This is a genomic window from Ferdinandcohnia sp. QZ13, assembly GCF_031324165.1.
In the GTDB taxonomy this organism is placed as follows: domain Bacteria; phylum Bacillota; class Bacilli; order Bacillales; family Bacillaceae_L; genus Ferdinandcohnia.
Map to the genome: position 1 here is coordinate 2,104,865 of NZ_JAVIVW010000001.1, position 14,645 is coordinate 2,119,509.

The following is a 14,645-nucleotide window of genomic DNA, read 5'->3' on the forward strand; positions in this document are numbered from 1 at the left end:
TTTCTCTTTGATTAGTGTACCTGATTGTTTATTGTTTTTCAATAAATTGTTATCTTTTCCCGTTATTTGTGAACTTATTTAAACTAATTATAAAAAAGACTTTTAAAATTTGAGTGTTGTGTTATAATTAATAATAATTATAAAGTAAAAATGACTAAAACGAAGTGCTGCTATCAAAACGATCGCAGTTTTCTTGTTTAAATGGCTTAGTGAATGTGATTACCTTTCTCAATTAGCAAAAAGAAGTTGATTTTGATTCTCAATTAGATATCGATAAATGATTATTTTTCTCAATTAGAAAACGGAGGCGAATGAAATGAGTACAGAAGTAAAAACGGCTTCAGGGCAACAACTATATAAAACAGAAAAAGAACCTTCTCCTTTCCTTGAAAAAGTAAAGCTTCACGGAGAATTGATTGCTGCATTAACGAGTGGTGTAATGATCGCAATTGCATGGACATTAGGTCATTTCGAACAGAATACAGCTTCGATCGTTTTGTACCTTCTTGCTTTTATCATTGGTGGTTATGCAAAAGCAAAGGAAGGCATTACAGATACAATCGCTGAAAAAGAATTAAATGTGGAAATGCTTATGATTTTTGCCGCAATCGGCTCTGCCATTATTGGCTATTGGAATGAAGGGGCCATTTTAATATTCATCTTCGCTTTAAGTGGTGCCCTTGAAACTTATACCATGAACAAGAGCCATAAGGAAATCTCTTCTCTCATGGGAATGCAACCTGAGGAAGCAACCCTTATTCAAAACGGAATCGAGCGAGTTGTACATGTTTCCTCCCTTCAAATTGGGGATACCATTTTGGTTAAACCAGGGGAGCGAATTCCAGCAGATGGCAAGCTTTTAAAAGGCGAGACCAACGTGGATCAAGCAGCTATTACCGGCGAATCGATTCCCGTCCAAAAATCCCTTGGGGACGAAGTATTTGCAGGTACGGTTAACCTACGCGGTTCTATTACCGTTGAAGTGACAAAGCCAAATGAAGATTCGTTGTTCCAAAAAATTATTAATCTTGTTCAATCCGCACAAAGTGAAAAGTCACCTTCACAGCTTTTCATCGAAAAATTTGAAGGTAGATATGTAAAAATTGTTTTAATCGCGGTTGGTTTCATGATGTTCCTACCTCACTTTCTATTAGATTGGACATGGACGGAAACCTTTTATCGGGCTATGGTTTTACTAGTTGTCGCCTCCCCATGTGCCCTTGTTGCTTCGATTATGCCAGCAACCCTATCGGCGATTTCAAACGGAGCAAGACGAGGAATTCTTTTTAAAGGAGGCGTACACCTAGAGCAACTTGGTAATCTAAAAGCAATTGCACTTGATAAAACCGGAACATTAACAAAAGGGAAGCCGGTTGTAACAGATATCATTGTGGCAGATTCAATCGAACAAACTGAATTTTTACAGGTGGTTGCTTCGATTGAAAATCAATCGACACATCCATTAGCAGGAGCCATTGTGGCACATGCCAAATCGAATGGCCAGGAGTTGCTTTTGGTCGATGGAATCGAGGATATACCTGGTTATGGAGTAAAAGCAACTGTTCGTGATGCCAATTGGTTCATTGGTAAAGCTGATCTTGTCGGGAAAGAAGCAGCCGTTGCTTTCAAAAATGGGGTTGCGAAACAATTGGCTTCTGAAGGGAAAACGATTGTTTATGTAAAATCAGGTGACGACATTGCTGGAATTCTCGCGCTTAAAGATGTTGTCCGTGATGATACAGTTTCAGCTATTTCCGCTTTACAAGATCTAGGAATCTACACCGTTATGCTGACCGGTGATGGTGAGAAAACAGCCGAAGCCATTTCGAAGGAAAGCCATGTTGACCAATACATTGCCGAATGTTTACCAGAAACAAAGGTTGATCACATAAAAGATTTGATTTCGAAATACGATACCGTTGCGATGGTCGGAGATGGAATCAATGATGCGCCAGCTTTAGCAACGGCTAACGTCGGGATTGCGATGGGTCAGGGAACAGACGTAGCACTTGAAACCGCTGATGTCGTTCTTATGAAAAACGACCTGCCTCGAATTGCAGAGGCCGTAAAGCTTTCAAAACGCATGAATCGGATTATCAAACAGAATGTTGTTTTTTCAATCGCTGTGATTATGCTATTAATTGTGTCTAACTTCTTTCAAATCATTGACCTCCCCTTTGGAGTCATCGGACACGAAGGAAGTACAATACTCGTTATCTTAAACGGCCTTCGATTATTGAAGTCGTAATAGAAGGAAAGGACTTGACCCTAACGGTCAAGTCCTTTTTATTGTGTATCGGGGACCAGTGGAACCGTCCCTCTGGTCCTAATGATAGCCGTTGCTGCCGTTAGCAGAACTGCTTGTTTTTTGTTTTGGGCTATTTTTCTTTCCTTTTTGTTTTGTGCCGCCGTCTTTTTTAGACATAATAGAGGCCTCCTTGTTTTGTACTTACACCCTCTATTATCTCTCGATCCCCCTTTTTCCATGAAGGTAACTTCCGGAAAAAATCAGCGGCCATCCCTAATCCGATGGCAATTTAAAATTGCGTTAATTTCACCACCAATGATGATAATCATCGCCGATAAATAAAACCAAATCATCAGCACAATAATGGCTCCTAAACTTCCATAGGTCGTGGAGTAATGCCCAAAGCTGTTCACATAATAAGAAAACGCAAGGGAAACAAACATCCACCCAAAGGTCGCAAAAAAGGCACCAGAAATAATCTCTTTTATCTTTAGCGGGCGGTTAGGCGCGACCCAGTACAAGAAGGTAAACACGATAAAGAGAATCGCTGCACTCACTATCCAACGAATTCCGTTCCAAATGTCTAAAAATTCATCAGACAGACCAAACGATGAAAAGATAAAAACCCCAATTTGTTTTCCAAAGACCGGTAATAACAATGCCACAATGATGACAAAAATCATCCCAAAAGTTAATAAGATCGAGATTCCTCTCGTGAAAAAGAAGTTCCGTGTTTCCTTAACATCATAGGCTTTGTTAAACGCACGAACGACCGCATTAATTCCATTGGAGGAGGACCATAATGTACCGATGATCCCAATAGATAACAGCCCGCCTTTTTGCGAACCCACAATGAAATTTAAGTTTTCTTCAATCAGAGCAACAGTACCCTCGGGTGCGTACTGCGCTACAAACTCCAACACATCGATTTGGGAAATGGGCAAATACCCAACAAGTGTCACTAGAAAGATTAAAAATGGGAATAGAGAAAGCAAGAAAAAATAGGCAAGCTCAGCTGAAAGACTACCTACTTCATCTTCCTTATATCGCAAGATTAATTCCTTAATAAACCGCAAATCTAACGTTCGAATTTGGGTCATCTTTTCACCTCTCTATACTATCGTCCCTCATACCTTCCGTTTTATTAGAAATTGCGTCTTTTGTTTCTTTCACGGCTTCAACGATTTCGGGCGTCGTTTCGACGATTTCATTTACCCTTGAGGTCACGATGCGAACGTCCTCCGCTACCTGCTCAATTGTTGTACGAACCGTGTTAAATCGGTCCTTAACAAGCTCTGTGTACTCCTGCGGATTTTTCATCACATCTACTGCTTTTCGACTAACTCTTTTACTAGTATGTAAAAACTGCTCTCTTGTTTCCTTATCGAATAAAGAAATCGCTGCTCCAAGGACAGCCCCAACGACCATGCCTTCCACCATCTTATTGCGTTTTGCCATTTTGGATTACTCCTTCCCAACGAAATTTTCTTTTTTTATGACGTCTAAAAGACGTTTGCATCCATCGCTTACTAGCTCGTACGTTTCATCAAAATTCCCCGTATAATATGGGTCAGGTACATCGGTGACCTTGCTGTCTTCTACGAAATCGAGAAGCCTTTTAATCTGACCCGTTTTGGCTGTACCAGTCATTCTTTTTAGATTCTCTAAATTGTCAGAGTCCATCGCGATAATATAATCAAATTGTTCAAGATCCTCACGGATTACCTGGCGCGCCTTAATCCCTTCAAAAGACACTTTATATTTAGTTAATATGGTTTGCGTGCCTTTATGTGGGGGATGTCCAATATGCCAGTCACCAGTACCTGCTGAATCTACTTGAATGTCATTGGTGAGCCCTTCCTTTTTAACCATATCTCGAAAAATGGCCTCCGCCATCGGTGATCTGCATATATTCCCTAAACACACAAATAATACTTTAATCATTATGTAAATTCTCCTTCATGTTCTTTTTTCCGTATGCTACCATAATCAAATACGCCTTGGCGTATTTGCGCCCGATTTTTAGGCCCACAGGAAGTGAGTCATAAAGACGTTGCCACAGGAAGTGGGGTACTTAGTCTTTGATCTTTTGCTCGAAAAATTTCCGCTGAAAAATCGTGGCATCCGCCGGAGGCTTTTAACTTTATTCAGTCACAGTTTACCACCCCCACGGATTCGTTACAATTATTCATTGTCCCCCACTTAAAAAGAAGAGGTTTTCTACTGAATAAAGTTAAATAATAGCAGAAACGTGATACAATAAGAATACACTGAAAATTGAAAGGATGAAAACATGGATCTCTCACAAAAGTCGGTCGAAAATGTAGAGTTTATGATTGAAAAAATCAAAGAAAAGCTGAAAGTGCTTAACATCGGTGCCATTAAACCTTCTCATTTTGATGAAGAAATGTACGAGGAATTAAAGGACATCTACGACCTCACCATGAAAAAGAACTCATTTAGCCCGAACGAAATGCAAGCACTCGTCGAAGAACTCGGAAGCTTACGCAAAAATAAATAATACATAGAATGGCGGCCATGTCGGTCGCTTTTTTTGTTTAGGTTGTTTTAAAGTGATGCAGATATTGTTGGTGCCGCATATTTGGGCAGGTTGACGCAAATATCCCTGCTAGGAAGCATATAACCGCGAAACGACGCATATCACCAGCACTCTCATCACTAAATTTCAAACATTTCAGTCAATAACATCATACCCCTGCATATACGTATACAAAGGGGCATATTTGTATCACGGGACGGGTGTCCCACTGTTACTTTCTTGTTCTACCGCCTTATAGCCCCAATCTAAAGGGGGGAATACACATGTTAGGACTATGGCTAACGCTTATTGGAATAGCTGTATTGTATTTTATCTCCGCTGGATTCTGGTTTTACTTTGTTGCAACCTCGATGGACAACGATGATTCCACAAGAATTGACCCGCTGCCCAAAGATCAAGATTTGTAAAAAAGCCACACCCAATCGCGGGCATGGCTCTCACAGTGTAGGCTAACGTCTACACTTTTTTATTTTGCGGTTAAATGAAACACCACGGATTCATACGGACGTAGGTTGATTCCGTTTGAAATATCAGTTTGGGAGTCTCCATAGTTGGAAATGAGAAGATCCGTTGTGTAGTTTTCTATCTTAATATTTTTAGGAATTTCGAATGTAGCTTCCTTCCCGTAAAAATTATTGACAACAAGCAGCTTCTCATTTTCTCCGTTTCTTACATATGCAAAGATTTGCGGATCTTCTTCGAGTAATAGCTCGTAATCCCCGTACGTGATAATATCGTATTCTTTGCGTAGCTTAATCAGTTTTTGATAATGATATAAGACGGAGTTTTTGTCCTCTAATGCCTTTTCCACGTTAATGGTTTTGTAGTTGTCAGCTACATTAATCCACGGTGTTCCACTTGTGAAGCCAGCATGCTCAGATGCATCCCATTGTACAGGTGTACGTGAATTATCACGTGATTTATGCTTTAAAATTTCAATGATTTGTTCCTTGCTCATGCCCTGTTCTTTTTTAATGTTGTACATATTCAGAGACTCGACATCGCGATATTCTGAGATATCCTCGAATTTCGGATTGGTCATACCGATTTCTTCTCCCTGATAAATATAAGGAGTACCTTGCATCATATGGATCGTTGTCGCAAGCATTTTCGCTGATTCTGTTAAATACTTACCATCATCACCATATCTCGATACAATACGAGGTTGGTCATGGTTGCACCAAAATAGCGCATTCCAGCCCCCACCATTATGCATTTCCACCTGCCAGGTCGAAAGGATTCTTTTTAACGCTTGGAAGTCAAAATCGGCAACGGTCCATTTATCCCCGTTTGGATAATCGACTTTCAAATGATGGAAATTAAAGGTCATACTTAGCTCTTCGCGTTCAGGATTCGAGTAATTGATACAATCGTCAATTGTTGTTGAAGACATTTCACCAACCGTCATACTATCGTATTTCGAAAAAACCCTTTGATTCATTTCATGCATGAATTCATGGACACGAGGACCATCCGTATAAAACTTTCGTCCATCACCTGGAGGCACTGAACCATCGTCATCAGGGAAGCGCTGGTCTTTTGAAATTAAGTTGATAACATCTAGACGGAAGCCATCTACCCCTTTTTCAAACCAGAATGTCATCATATCATAGACTTTTTGACGAACCTCTTCGTTTTCCCAATTCAGATCGGCCTGTGTCACATCAAAAAGATGGAGGTAGTATTGACCCGTTTTTTCATCATATTCCCAGGCATTTCCACCAAACTTAGACTCCCAATTATTTGGCGGTTGCCCGTCTTTAGGGTCCTTCCATATATAAAAATCTCGATATGGATTATCCTTTGATTCACGAGATTTCTTAAACCATTCGTTTTCAGTTGACGTATGGTTGACAACGATGTCCATAATCAGTTTAATGCCGCGAGAATGAGCTTCTTCAAGCAAGCGGTCAAAATCCTCCATCGTGCCGTATTCTTCTTGAATTGCAAAATAATCACTAATATCATACCCGTTATCACGCTGCGGGGATTTGTAAATTGGCGTTAACCAAATAACATCAATACCTAATGCTTTCAAATAGTCGAGTTTTTCGATGATCCCTTGTAGGTCACCAAGACCATCACCAGTTGTATCATTAAAACTCTTTGGATAAATTTGATAAACGACAGACTTCTTCCACCAAGGCTGTTTCAACTGTTACACCACCATAAATAGTAATTTCTTGTAGTATTTCATAAATAAAAATCTTTATTTATAATAGTAGTGTAACTTGTATATACAAGTTGGTCAAATTTATTACTGGTGTGTAGAACAGGTACCTAGTATGTCGGACTATGGTTCATCATTTACTGCCGCTAATGTAAAAATACTGCCATTATCTGAAATTTACTGCCACTATTCTAAAAATACTGGCGCTAAATAATATTTACTCCCACTAACCCATTTTTCACGTTTATTGTTCCAATTTACGCTCCAATACTTCCTTCAAGACAACCGCCTGGTTATGCACTTCATCCTTTGCACCAAAAAGCAGAGTCACTTTTTCTTTCTCGATCATGCGTAGTAATTCCACGATTGCCAATCTTTTCTCGTCGTCTTCCTGTAATTCTTTTATGTACTGCTCTTTAAACTCTTCAAATCGTTCAGGTTTGTGGTTAAATTCCTTGCGAAGCTCCGTGCTTGGGGCAATTTCCTTCATCCACAAATCAAGTTGTGCTTTGTCCTTTGAAATACCTCGTGGCCAGATGCGGTCCACCAATATCCGTTTACCATCCTCCTCACTAGCAGGCTCATAAATCCGTTTTAACACTAAATTTTCGATCATCACTTTCTTTCACTCCTAAAAGAAAAGGGCAAAACGCAATGTTTTGGCCCCCGCTACTTTATTTAAACTTGTTGTGCAATTTCATTTGATAGTCTTTGAAAACCGCTGAATGCGAGGTTTTTCTATTTTTTAAGATTTGATTTAAGCGAAACTGTTTTTCATTTAGCTTTTTCTGATAGATAACTCGTTGCTCCTCATCTTCACAATTATCAAGTAAATTCTCGATGGTGAGTAGCTCTTTTTTAATCTCCGTTTCCTCATTAATGAAGCCGGAGTTTTTCATGACGCGATAGGCCATGCGAAGATCCTCCGGAATCGCGGAATCATCATCAAGCTTAAGCGGCTTTCCGTATCCAGGAAGGTTGTCAAATTCTCCATCCTTATAGGCCTTGCGAATTTTATCCTCTGATACAATACTTGAAAAATCCATTGTCTTCGCCCTCCTTTTTGGAGTGTTTCATCTATTACTATTTTACGTGTATTTTGAACAAATTGCCATTCTTCACATATATTTCTCCTATGTTTCATTTTTTACAATATGACAACAACCCCCAAAAATCGACATATTTTCATGAATCCTTATAAGGTGAAGTGGGTTAATATAACTACTCATCAATTTTAAAAGGAATAGCTTAAATATTCCGGACGAATGTTTCATGGCTATTAGTATATAACACCAAACTCTTTGAAGGATGGAGATAATATGTTTTCAAATACGGAAATAGGAATTGATTTAGGAACTGCAAATATTTTGGTATACACTAAAAATAAAGGCATCATCATTAATGAGCCATCCGTTGTGGCTATTGACACGGAAACTAACAATGTCATTGCTGTTGGTACAGATGCAAAAAGAATGATTGGAAAAACACCTGAAAAAATCGTGACAATTCGCCCTTTACGAAAAGGTGTGATTGCAGACTTCAACGTGACAGCTGACATGCTTCGCCATATCATGAAGAAAGTTAGCCAAAAAATTGGGTACTCGATTCGCAAACCGAATGTGGTCGTTTGTACACCTTCTGGGTCAACCTCTGTTGAGCGACGTGCGATCCAGGATGCGATTAGACAATGTGGCGCTAAGCAAGTTTACTTAATCGAAGAGCCAGTAGCTGCTGCAGTTGGTTCAGATTTACCTGTTGATGAGCCAGTGGCCAATGTAGTCGTTGATATTGGCGGGGGTAATACAGAAGTCGCAATTATTTCCTTTGGCGGCGTAGTAACGTGTAACTCCGTGCGAATTGGTGGCGACCAGTTTGATGATGATATCATTCAATATGTACGAAAAAAATACAATGTTCTAATTGGGGAACATACCGCTGAACAGATTAAATTTGAAATCGGATATGCCCTTATTGATCATGAAGTAAAAACACTGGAAATCCGAGGTCGTGACCTTGTTACAGGTCTTCCTAAAACCATTACCTTACGTTCAACCGAAGTGCAAGAAACATTAAAAGAATCATTACTTCATATTTTAGAAGCAATCCGAGCAACATTAGAGGATTGCCCACCTGAATTAAGTGGTGACATTGTGGACCGCGGAATCATTTTAACAGGTGGCAGTGCGTTATTAAATGGTCTGCAGGAGTGGCTAAGCCAGGAAATCTTTGTTCCTGTCCACCTTGCTCCAAACCCGCTTGAATCAGTTGCCGTCGGAACAGGCCGTTCCCTAAGCATCATCCACAAACTTCACAAAATTGCAAAATAAAGACCAAGGGGACGGTTCTACTGGTCCCCTTTTCAAGCATTAATTAGGAGCCACAGGATCCGTCCCTGTGGCTTCGATTATGTAATAGAAAAAGGCCAAATCAGTACTGATTTGGCCTTGCGTTTTATTATGCTGTGTGTTGTAATGCTTCTCGTTTTGCTGCGATTTTTTTGTTTTTTGTATATCCAAGTCCTAGGACAAGAATGGTTAATACTGCTGCGATTAGGTATGTTACGGGTCCATGTTCAATGTGTAGGAAGTTTGTTAGCCCTTTATCCTTCAATACCATTTCTCCTGCGGTCCAAGCAAGAATGCCTGCACCAATATAAGCAATCCAAGCAAATCTGTTCATGGCTTTTACAATGAATTTAGAACCAAAGATCATAATTGGAATACTGATTAGAACACCAAGTGCAATCATCCCAATATGCCCGTCTGCAGCACCTGCTACCGCAACAACATTATCAAGACTCATTACCGCATCCGCCATGATAATCGTACCAATAGCTGCCATAATGCCATTTGAAGACTTCACATGTGCATCTCCCTCTTCTTCAACCAATACCTTGTAGGCGATGAATAGAAGCAACACTCCACCAATCACATTCACAAATGGAATTTTTAATAAGTAAACAATGACTGCCGCAAATAAAATACGTAAAATAACAGCCCCTGCTGTTCCCCAAAAGATTGCTTTATTTTGCTGATCTTTCGGAAGGTTTCTAGTTGCCATTGCAATTACAACAGCATTGTCTCCAGATAGTATAATATCAATTGCTATGATTTTTAATAAAGCGATTGTCGCTCCAGAAGAGATAGCTAGTCCAAGAATTGTTAGCATATCCATAGGGAAATTCCCCCTCAATTAATATAGTAAAATAGTTAAATTTTCATTACATAATCTAGCATACTCCTATTTTTTGTCACTTTCAATATTTGAACTGAGAATCTTGCTTACAAAACCGCCACAAATATCCAACGTTTGATTTTTTAAAATTGCACATACTATTGTAATATAACCTTCTTGACATAACACCTTTTGGTTTCATATAATCAAAATACGAAACCAAATGGTTTTATTTTATTTTAAAAGGAGAATGATTTATGGCAACTGTACCTGATATAAAACAAACAGTAGTAATCGAAGCACCGATTCAAAAAGTATGGGATCTTGTGTCGACCGGAGAGGCAATCGGAACGTGGTTTATGCCAAATGACTTGGTCGCTAAGGAAGGACATGAATTTCATATCCAATCTCCCTTCGGCCCTTCTCCTTGTAAGGTGTTGGAAGTCGACCCACCACATCGCCTTACATTTTCTTGGGATACTGACGGCTGGTATGTGGAATTCCTATTAAAAGAAATTGACGGTAAAACGGAATTCACCCTCATTCACGGTGGCTGGAAGGATTCTGAAGAGATCATTGGAAAAGCCAATCGAACAGCTGCTGAAGTTCGTGAAACAATGAATGGCGGTTGGGCAGGAATTGTACAAAAACTGCGTCAGGTGGCGACAAATTAGTGTCAGAATCAGCTCAAAAATATGATGTATTCCAAGCGATTGCTGACCCAACACGCAGAGAGGTACTTCGTCTCCTTTCTAAAAAAGAATTGCCTATTTCGGAAATCACTAGTCACTTTTCAATGAGCCGAACGGCAGTAGCAAAGCACCTCCACATTCTGTCTGAAGCAAATTTAGTGAGTGGACAGAAAGTTGGACGAGAAAAACGCTATCGCCTTCATCCTGAATCTTTTTCAGAGCTACATGAATGGCTTGCTTATTTCGACCAATTCTGGAACAACAAGTTATCAATGTTGAAGCATATTGCTGAGAATGGCCCAGATGGTGGGTTAAAAGTAGTAAAGTTGTTAGAATCAGATGATAAGTGAGTTAGAAGATCCGATGAAGAACACTCATGTGGGATGCAGGTGCGTTTTGGTTAGGGACTCATAGACTTGATAAAGAGGGTTTTGAAGAAACGCTTAGTTCGATTTCCTCTTCATTGCCACTATGAAAAGGACTTTAATAAAAGGCTAAGTTCGAATTCCTCTTCATTGCCTTGATGAAAAGGATTTTGATGAAGGGCTAAGCTCGGTTTCCTCTTCATAGCCTCGATGAAAAGGATTTTGATAAGGGGCTGAGGTCGGTTTCCTCTTCATTGCTTTGATGAAAAGGATTTTGATAAGGGACTGAGTTCAGTTTCCTCTTCATAAATGAGATGAAGGACTTTCTGCTCAAGCCCAGGTCGTGTTCGGTCCTTCATCCCACCAATGAAAAACTCTGAGCGCACTATCTCCACGCTATCTCCACCCACATTCGCCCCTTTACACCCAAGCCCTTCCTCAACCAACATTCCCAAAGCAACGCAAAAAGGTCTTCAGCTGATTTGAAGACCTTCTTCGATAATAGGCAATGATATTTCTACGGTTGTTCCTTCGTGTTCGACACTGTCGACCACCATTTGACCGCCGTGTTCATGAATGATGTTTTGGCAAATCATGAGGCCAAGTCCGGTCCCTTTTTCCTTTGTGGTAAAGAAGGCCTTACCAATCTTCGAAAGCTTGTCCGCCGGTATTCCAGGACCATTGTCAGAAATTCGAATCATCGCATTTCCGCCTTTTGAATACAGTGAAATATCGATGTGCCCCCCGCTTTCAATCGCTTCAATGCTATTTTTTAAGATGTTAATAAACACTTGTTTCAGCTTATTCTCCTCACAATGAATGAACGCGCCTTTGAGATCATGATAGGCGGTCTTAATTTGGATATTGTGGAGAATCGCCTGGGTGTCTAATAAAAACACAACCTCGTTGAGCACATTTGTGATTTTTTGCTTTTGTAATTGCAGCTTTTTCGGCTTTGCGAGCAATAGCATCTCATCAACAATCGTATTAATCCGATCAATTTCAGATACCATAATCTCGGAGTAAGCGTTTGTTTTTTCAGCCTGTAAAAGCTGCGCAAACCCTTTTAAGCTTGTGAGTGGATTTCGAATTTCGTGGGCGATACCAGCTGCCATCTCCCCCACCATTGAAAGCTTATCCGTCTGTTGAATGAGTTCCTCACTCTTTTTTACCTCTGTTATATCCCGGATGACTATGTATTCACAGCTTTCTCCCTGAAAAGTAATTGGCATCATTTTTATTTCCACAACTATTTCGCCCAATACAGGATGGTCCAGTTTCCCCTCGGTTATCTTCTTAAATTTATGTCCTTTTTCAACTTTTCTCGTCGTTTTTTCAGGGTTGTATTGAATAAAATCATACAATGAATGCCCGATGACCGACTTCTCATCATCAGCACCAATTAAAAATTTACCTGTATCATTGATATAAATGATGTTCCCATCGCGTTTTAGCAGAATCGCATAGGGTGCATTTTCTACCAAAAAGCGGAACTCTCGATTTTTTCGTGATTCATAAATCGATAAAAGTGAACCAATGAGTATAGTCAGTAACAGATAAGGTTCCAAGCGATTCAACATCCCTACGTAAAAAACTTTACCCAAAATCAAAATTACACAACATAAGAAAACTGCAAAATTTAACGCTTTCCATCTTCTAACTCCCATTTATTTCCCAACCTTTTCTTTATTTTTCCTAAAAAAATAAAAAAAGCCTAACTTCAATAGAAGTTAGGCCATGACGAAGGCGTGTCCAAAAACATCCTCACATTTACCATCTTTATTTTAAAACAAAACAAATTATGCTGTTATCATTCTTAAAATTCCAGTCAATAAATATATCGGTAACTGGTCGATGAAATAGTTGATCAAATTTTCCATAGCGGTGGAAATAGCTTTTTTCAAGTTCATCCTTTGTAAAATGGAGTTGATTTTCAAAGCCTGCCTCGATTAACGCTTTTTCAATCGGAACTAGGATGCCCTCACGCTCCACGATAAATATTTTCGGAGAAATTTGAAAACTAAATGTAGCCTCTGGCTTCTTTTCAACAAGAAGACTGATCCGACTGACTTCAGATTCAAGAAGTGAAAAATTGACTTCTTCATTCTTTTCCATTGGCATTAATGAATCAACCAGCTCTGCGATAATGACACCTGTATTATTCGGAAAGTTCCAATCATGAAAAAAGGTTTTTACCTCTGTTTCAAGAGTTACCTGGAATACGCCCTTTAATTCAGCTAAAATGCTTTTGATCACAACATCTCTGGCATGATCAACTTGAATGAACTGATTTTCCTGTAAAAGAACCTCCTCCATCGGAGATACAAAACCACGTATATTCAAGACTAAAAAGCGATCGGCTGTTGCCGCAAAACAGGACTCGGGACCCCTTCCGAATTTATTTCGGAGAAGTTTGCTTGTATAACTGCTTATGTATTTCAATTTTTCTTGTAAATTCAAGTGATTCCCACCTTTAGAGAATTCACCACAATAACCAATGACTTCATATTCATCAGCCTTAATTATTGTAGCATTGTTTCCCTTTCATTTCCATGTTCACCTATAGTTTGGCTATTTTGGTAGGAATTATGAAAACAACCTTACTTACAATAAAAGATTTTATAGTTTTCATCTTTATCATAATCCCAAATCATAAAAATATCATGAATTTCATTGTTGATGATTTTATTAAATCGATGTCTATTTGCATGGTACTTTTTTCGGATATTATTTTCTCTTTCCTTAAGGATGTGCATACCTTTTTCGATAAGAATTCTTTCGATTGGCAGTATATAGCCAGCAGTTCGTATGATATAAATCTTTTCACCAATCTTTGTTAAACTTTGTTCGTATGGTTGATATTGATAAAATTCACTTTGCTTACTGATTTCTTTCCGAAGCAGCATAAATTCAAGTGAATTTTCCACTTTTCTCTGCTGTTCTGAGTTCACGACAGCAAGCAATACCCCAGAGTTTTTTTGGAAATTCCAATCTTGGTATAGGTTCGTGATCGGATTATCACATATTTCTCCCAACGTTTCCTGTATTGGGTCCAAAAGTTCCTCCGTGATACGTGTTCGAATCTCTCCTGCAGTCGCAAAATCTTCTTTCTTTACAAGTTCATGTTCAATCTTTGTCATAAACTTTTTAATATGAATGACAATATATTGATCTGAAATGGACGTAAAACAAGTTTCCGGTCCTTTTCCAAACTTTGATTTTATTAGTTTACTCACATAGCTGCTAATGTGCGTTAATTCTTCCTGTTTAGTAATGTTTCTCATTGACATGCGAACCATATTCCTCCTAAAACACAATAAAAAAGGCCTAACTTCTACACAAATAGAAGTTAGGCCATGGTTAGACTTATTCGTATTCTACCATTTACCAATCTTTACGAAATGTATTATTAAATTTTACTAGTCAAATTTACTCA

At 39.1% G+C, this 14,645-nt stretch carries 17 protein-coding genes; 6 read left to right on the top strand and 11 right to left on the bottom strand.

Features of this window, described 5'->3' with window-relative positions; genetic code table 11:
* Positions 1 to 316: 316 nt before the first annotated feature.
* Positions 317 to 2,248, top strand: a complete 1,932-nt coding sequence (locus RGU12_RS10225) for a heavy metal translocating P-type ATPase (RefSeq protein WP_309535989.1) — start codon at positions 317 to 319, stop codon at positions 2,246 to 2,248.
* Positions 2,249 to 2,508: 260 nt separating this feature from the next.
* On the opposite strand, the gene RGU12_RS10230 is transcribed toward RGU12_RS10225, so the two are convergent.
* From RGU12_RS10230 to RGU12_RS10240, 3 genes are read right to left on the bottom strand one after another with little or no spacing between them, the layout of a single operon-like run.
* On the bottom strand, positions 2,509 to 3,348 hold the full coding sequence (locus RGU12_RS10230; protein ID WP_309535990.1) for a YihY/virulence factor BrkB family protein: 840 nt from the start codon (positions 3,346 to 3,348) through the stop codon (positions 2,509 to 2,511).
* Between the two features lie 4 nt (positions 3,349 to 3,352).
* Positions 3,353 to 3,706, bottom strand: a complete 354-nt coding sequence (locus RGU12_RS10235) for a YtxH domain-containing protein (RefSeq protein WP_309535991.1) — start codon at positions 3,704 to 3,706, stop codon at positions 3,353 to 3,355.
* A gap of 6 nt (positions 3,707 to 3,712) precedes the next feature.
* Positions 3,713 to 4,192, bottom strand: a complete 480-nt coding sequence (locus tag RGU12_RS10240) for a low molecular weight protein-tyrosine-phosphatase (protein ID WP_309535992.1) — start codon at positions 4,190 to 4,192, stop codon at positions 3,713 to 3,715.
* Between the two features lie 349 nt (positions 4,193 to 4,541).
* Between RGU12_RS10240 and RGU12_RS10245 the strand changes: the two genes are divergently transcribed.
* Both RGU12_RS10245 and RGU12_RS10250 read left to right on the top strand, forming a co-directional pair.
* Complete coding sequence (locus tag RGU12_RS10245; RefSeq protein WP_099361144.1) at positions 4,542 to 4,769, top strand: DUF1128 domain-containing protein; 228 nt, start codon at positions 4,542 to 4,544, stop codon at positions 4,767 to 4,769.
* A 302-nt stretch (positions 4,770 to 5,071) separates the two neighbouring features.
* On the top strand, positions 5,072 to 5,215 hold the full coding sequence (locus RGU12_RS10250; protein WP_189655291.1) for a hypothetical protein: 144 nt from the start codon (positions 5,072 to 5,074) through the stop codon (positions 5,213 to 5,215).
* 59 nt (positions 5,216 to 5,274) lie between these two features.
* Here the strand turns inward: RGU12_RS10250 and treC are convergent, their stop codons facing one another.
* The 3 genes from treC to RGU12_RS10265 all read right to left on the bottom strand — a co-directional run bounded on the left by treC (position 5,275) and on the right by RGU12_RS10265 (position 8,024).
* On the bottom strand, positions 5,275 to 6,963 hold the full coding sequence (treC, locus tag RGU12_RS10255) for an alpha,alpha-phosphotrehalase (protein WP_309535993.1): 1,689 nt from the start codon (positions 6,961 to 6,963) through the stop codon (positions 5,275 to 5,277).
* Positions 6,964 to 7,222: 259 nt separating this feature from the next.
* A complete protein-coding gene (locus RGU12_RS10260) occupies positions 7,223 to 7,594 on the bottom strand; it encodes a DUF488 domain-containing protein (protein ID WP_309536300.1) in 372 nt (123 codons plus the stop codon).
* Positions 7,595 to 7,652: 58 nt separating this feature from the next.
* Positions 7,653 to 8,024: a DnaJ family domain-containing protein gene (locus RGU12_RS10265; protein WP_309535994.1), complete on the bottom strand. Its 372-nt coding sequence runs from the start codon at positions 8,022 to 8,024 to the stop codon at positions 7,653 to 7,655.
* Positions 8,025 to 8,297: 273 nt separating this feature from the next.
* Here RGU12_RS10265 and mreBH point away from each other — a divergent pair, with 273 nt between their 5' ends.
* Positions 8,298 to 9,305, top strand: a complete 1,008-nt coding sequence (gene mreBH, locus RGU12_RS10270) for a rod-share determining protein MreBH (RefSeq protein WP_309535995.1) — start codon at positions 8,298 to 8,300, stop codon at positions 9,303 to 9,305.
* A 127-nt stretch (positions 9,306 to 9,432) separates the two neighbouring features.
* Here the strand turns inward: mreBH and RGU12_RS10275 are convergent, their stop codons facing one another.
* The gene (locus RGU12_RS10275) at positions 9,433 to 10,152 is read right to left on the bottom strand and encodes a TerC family protein (protein ID WP_309535996.1); all 720 of its coding nucleotides are present in this window, start codon (positions 10,150 to 10,152) and stop codon (positions 9,433 to 9,435) included.
* A gap of 257 nt (positions 10,153 to 10,409) precedes the next feature.
* Here RGU12_RS10275 and RGU12_RS10280 point away from each other — a divergent pair, with 257 nt between their 5' ends.
* Entirely contained in the window at positions 10,410 to 10,826 is a 417-nt protein-coding gene (locus tag RGU12_RS10280) for an SRPBCC family protein (RefSeq protein WP_309535997.1), read from the top strand.
* Positions 10,826 to 11,194 carry an ArsR/SmtB family transcription factor gene (locus RGU12_RS10285; RefSeq protein WP_309535998.1) on the top strand — a complete coding sequence of 123 codons (369 nt, stop codon included), beginning with the start codon at positions 10,826 to 10,828 and terminating at the stop codon, positions 11,192 to 11,194. Before RGU12_RS10280 ends, RGU12_RS10285 begins: the two co-directional genes overlap by 1 nt.
* A gap of 266 nt (positions 11,195 to 11,460) precedes the next feature.
* Here RGU12_RS10285 and RGU12_RS10290 read toward each other — a convergent pair whose 3' ends face one another.
* The 4 genes from RGU12_RS10290 to RGU12_RS10305 form a co-directional block, all read right to left on the bottom strand.
* Positions 11,461 to 11,604: a hypothetical protein gene (locus tag RGU12_RS10290; RefSeq protein ID WP_309535999.1), complete on the bottom strand. Its 144-nt coding sequence runs from the start codon at positions 11,602 to 11,604 to the stop codon at positions 11,461 to 11,463.
* Positions 11,605 to 11,682: 78 nt separating this feature from the next.
* Entirely contained in the window at positions 11,683 to 12,777 is a 1,095-nt protein-coding gene (locus RGU12_RS10295; protein WP_309536000.1) for an ATP-binding protein, read from the bottom strand.
* Between the two features lie 211 nt (positions 12,778 to 12,988).
* Positions 12,989 to 13,669, bottom strand: a complete 681-nt coding sequence (locus RGU12_RS10300; RefSeq protein WP_309536001.1) for a Na-translocating system protein MpsC family protein — start codon at positions 13,667 to 13,669, stop codon at positions 12,989 to 12,991.
* Between the two features lie 140 nt (positions 13,670 to 13,809).
* Positions 13,810 to 14,499, bottom strand: a complete 690-nt coding sequence (locus tag RGU12_RS10305; RefSeq protein ID WP_309536002.1) for a Na-translocating system protein MpsC family protein — start codon at positions 14,497 to 14,499, stop codon at positions 13,810 to 13,812.
* Between the last annotated feature and the right edge of the window lie 146 nt (positions 14,500 to 14,645).

What these genes read in the sequence shown, in the direction of transcription:
- RGU12_RS10225 (WP_309535989.1), top strand. Translation starts at nt 317, where the DNA reads ATGAGTACAGAAGTAAAAACGGCTTCAGGGCAACAACTATATAAAACA.
- RGU12_RS10230 (WP_309535990.1), bottom strand. Translation starts at nt 3,348, where the DNA reads ATGACCCAAATTCGAACGTTAGATTTGCGGTTTATTAAGGAATTAATC.
- RGU12_RS10235 (WP_309535991.1), bottom strand. Translation starts at nt 3,706, where the DNA reads ATGGCAAAACGCAATAAGATGGTGGAAGGCATGGTCGTTGGGGCTGTC.
- RGU12_RS10240 (WP_309535992.1), bottom strand. Translation starts at nt 4,192, where the DNA reads ATGATTAAAGTATTATTTGTGTGTTTAGGGAATATATGCAGATCACCG.
- RGU12_RS10245 (WP_099361144.1), top strand. Translation starts at nt 4,542, where the DNA reads ATGGATCTCTCACAAAAGTCGGTCGAAAATGTAGAGTTTATGATTGAA.
- RGU12_RS10250 (WP_189655291.1), top strand. Translation starts at nt 5,072, where the DNA reads ATGTTAGGACTATGGCTAACGCTTATTGGAATAGCTGTATTGTATTTT.
- RGU12_RS10260 (WP_309536300.1), bottom strand. Translation starts at nt 7,594, where the DNA reads ATGATCGAAAATTTAGTGTTAAAACGGATTTATGAGCCTGCTAGTGAG.
- RGU12_RS10265 (WP_309535994.1), bottom strand. Translation starts at nt 8,024, where the DNA reads ATGGATTTTTCAAGTATTGTATCAGAGGATAAAATTCGCAAGGCCTAT.
- mreBH (WP_309535995.1), top strand. Translation starts at nt 8,298, where the DNA reads ATGTTTTCAAATACGGAAATAGGAATTGATTTAGGAACTGCAAATATT.
- RGU12_RS10275 (WP_309535996.1), bottom strand. Translation starts at nt 10,152, where the DNA reads ATGGATATGCTAACAATTCTTGGACTAGCTATCTCTTCTGGAGCGACA.
- RGU12_RS10280 (WP_309535997.1), top strand. Translation starts at nt 10,410, where the DNA reads ATGGCAACTGTACCTGATATAAAACAAACAGTAGTAATCGAAGCACCG.
- RGU12_RS10305 (WP_309536002.1), bottom strand. Translation starts at nt 14,499, where the DNA reads ATGTCAATGAGAAACATTACTAAACAGGAAGAATTAACGCACATTAGC.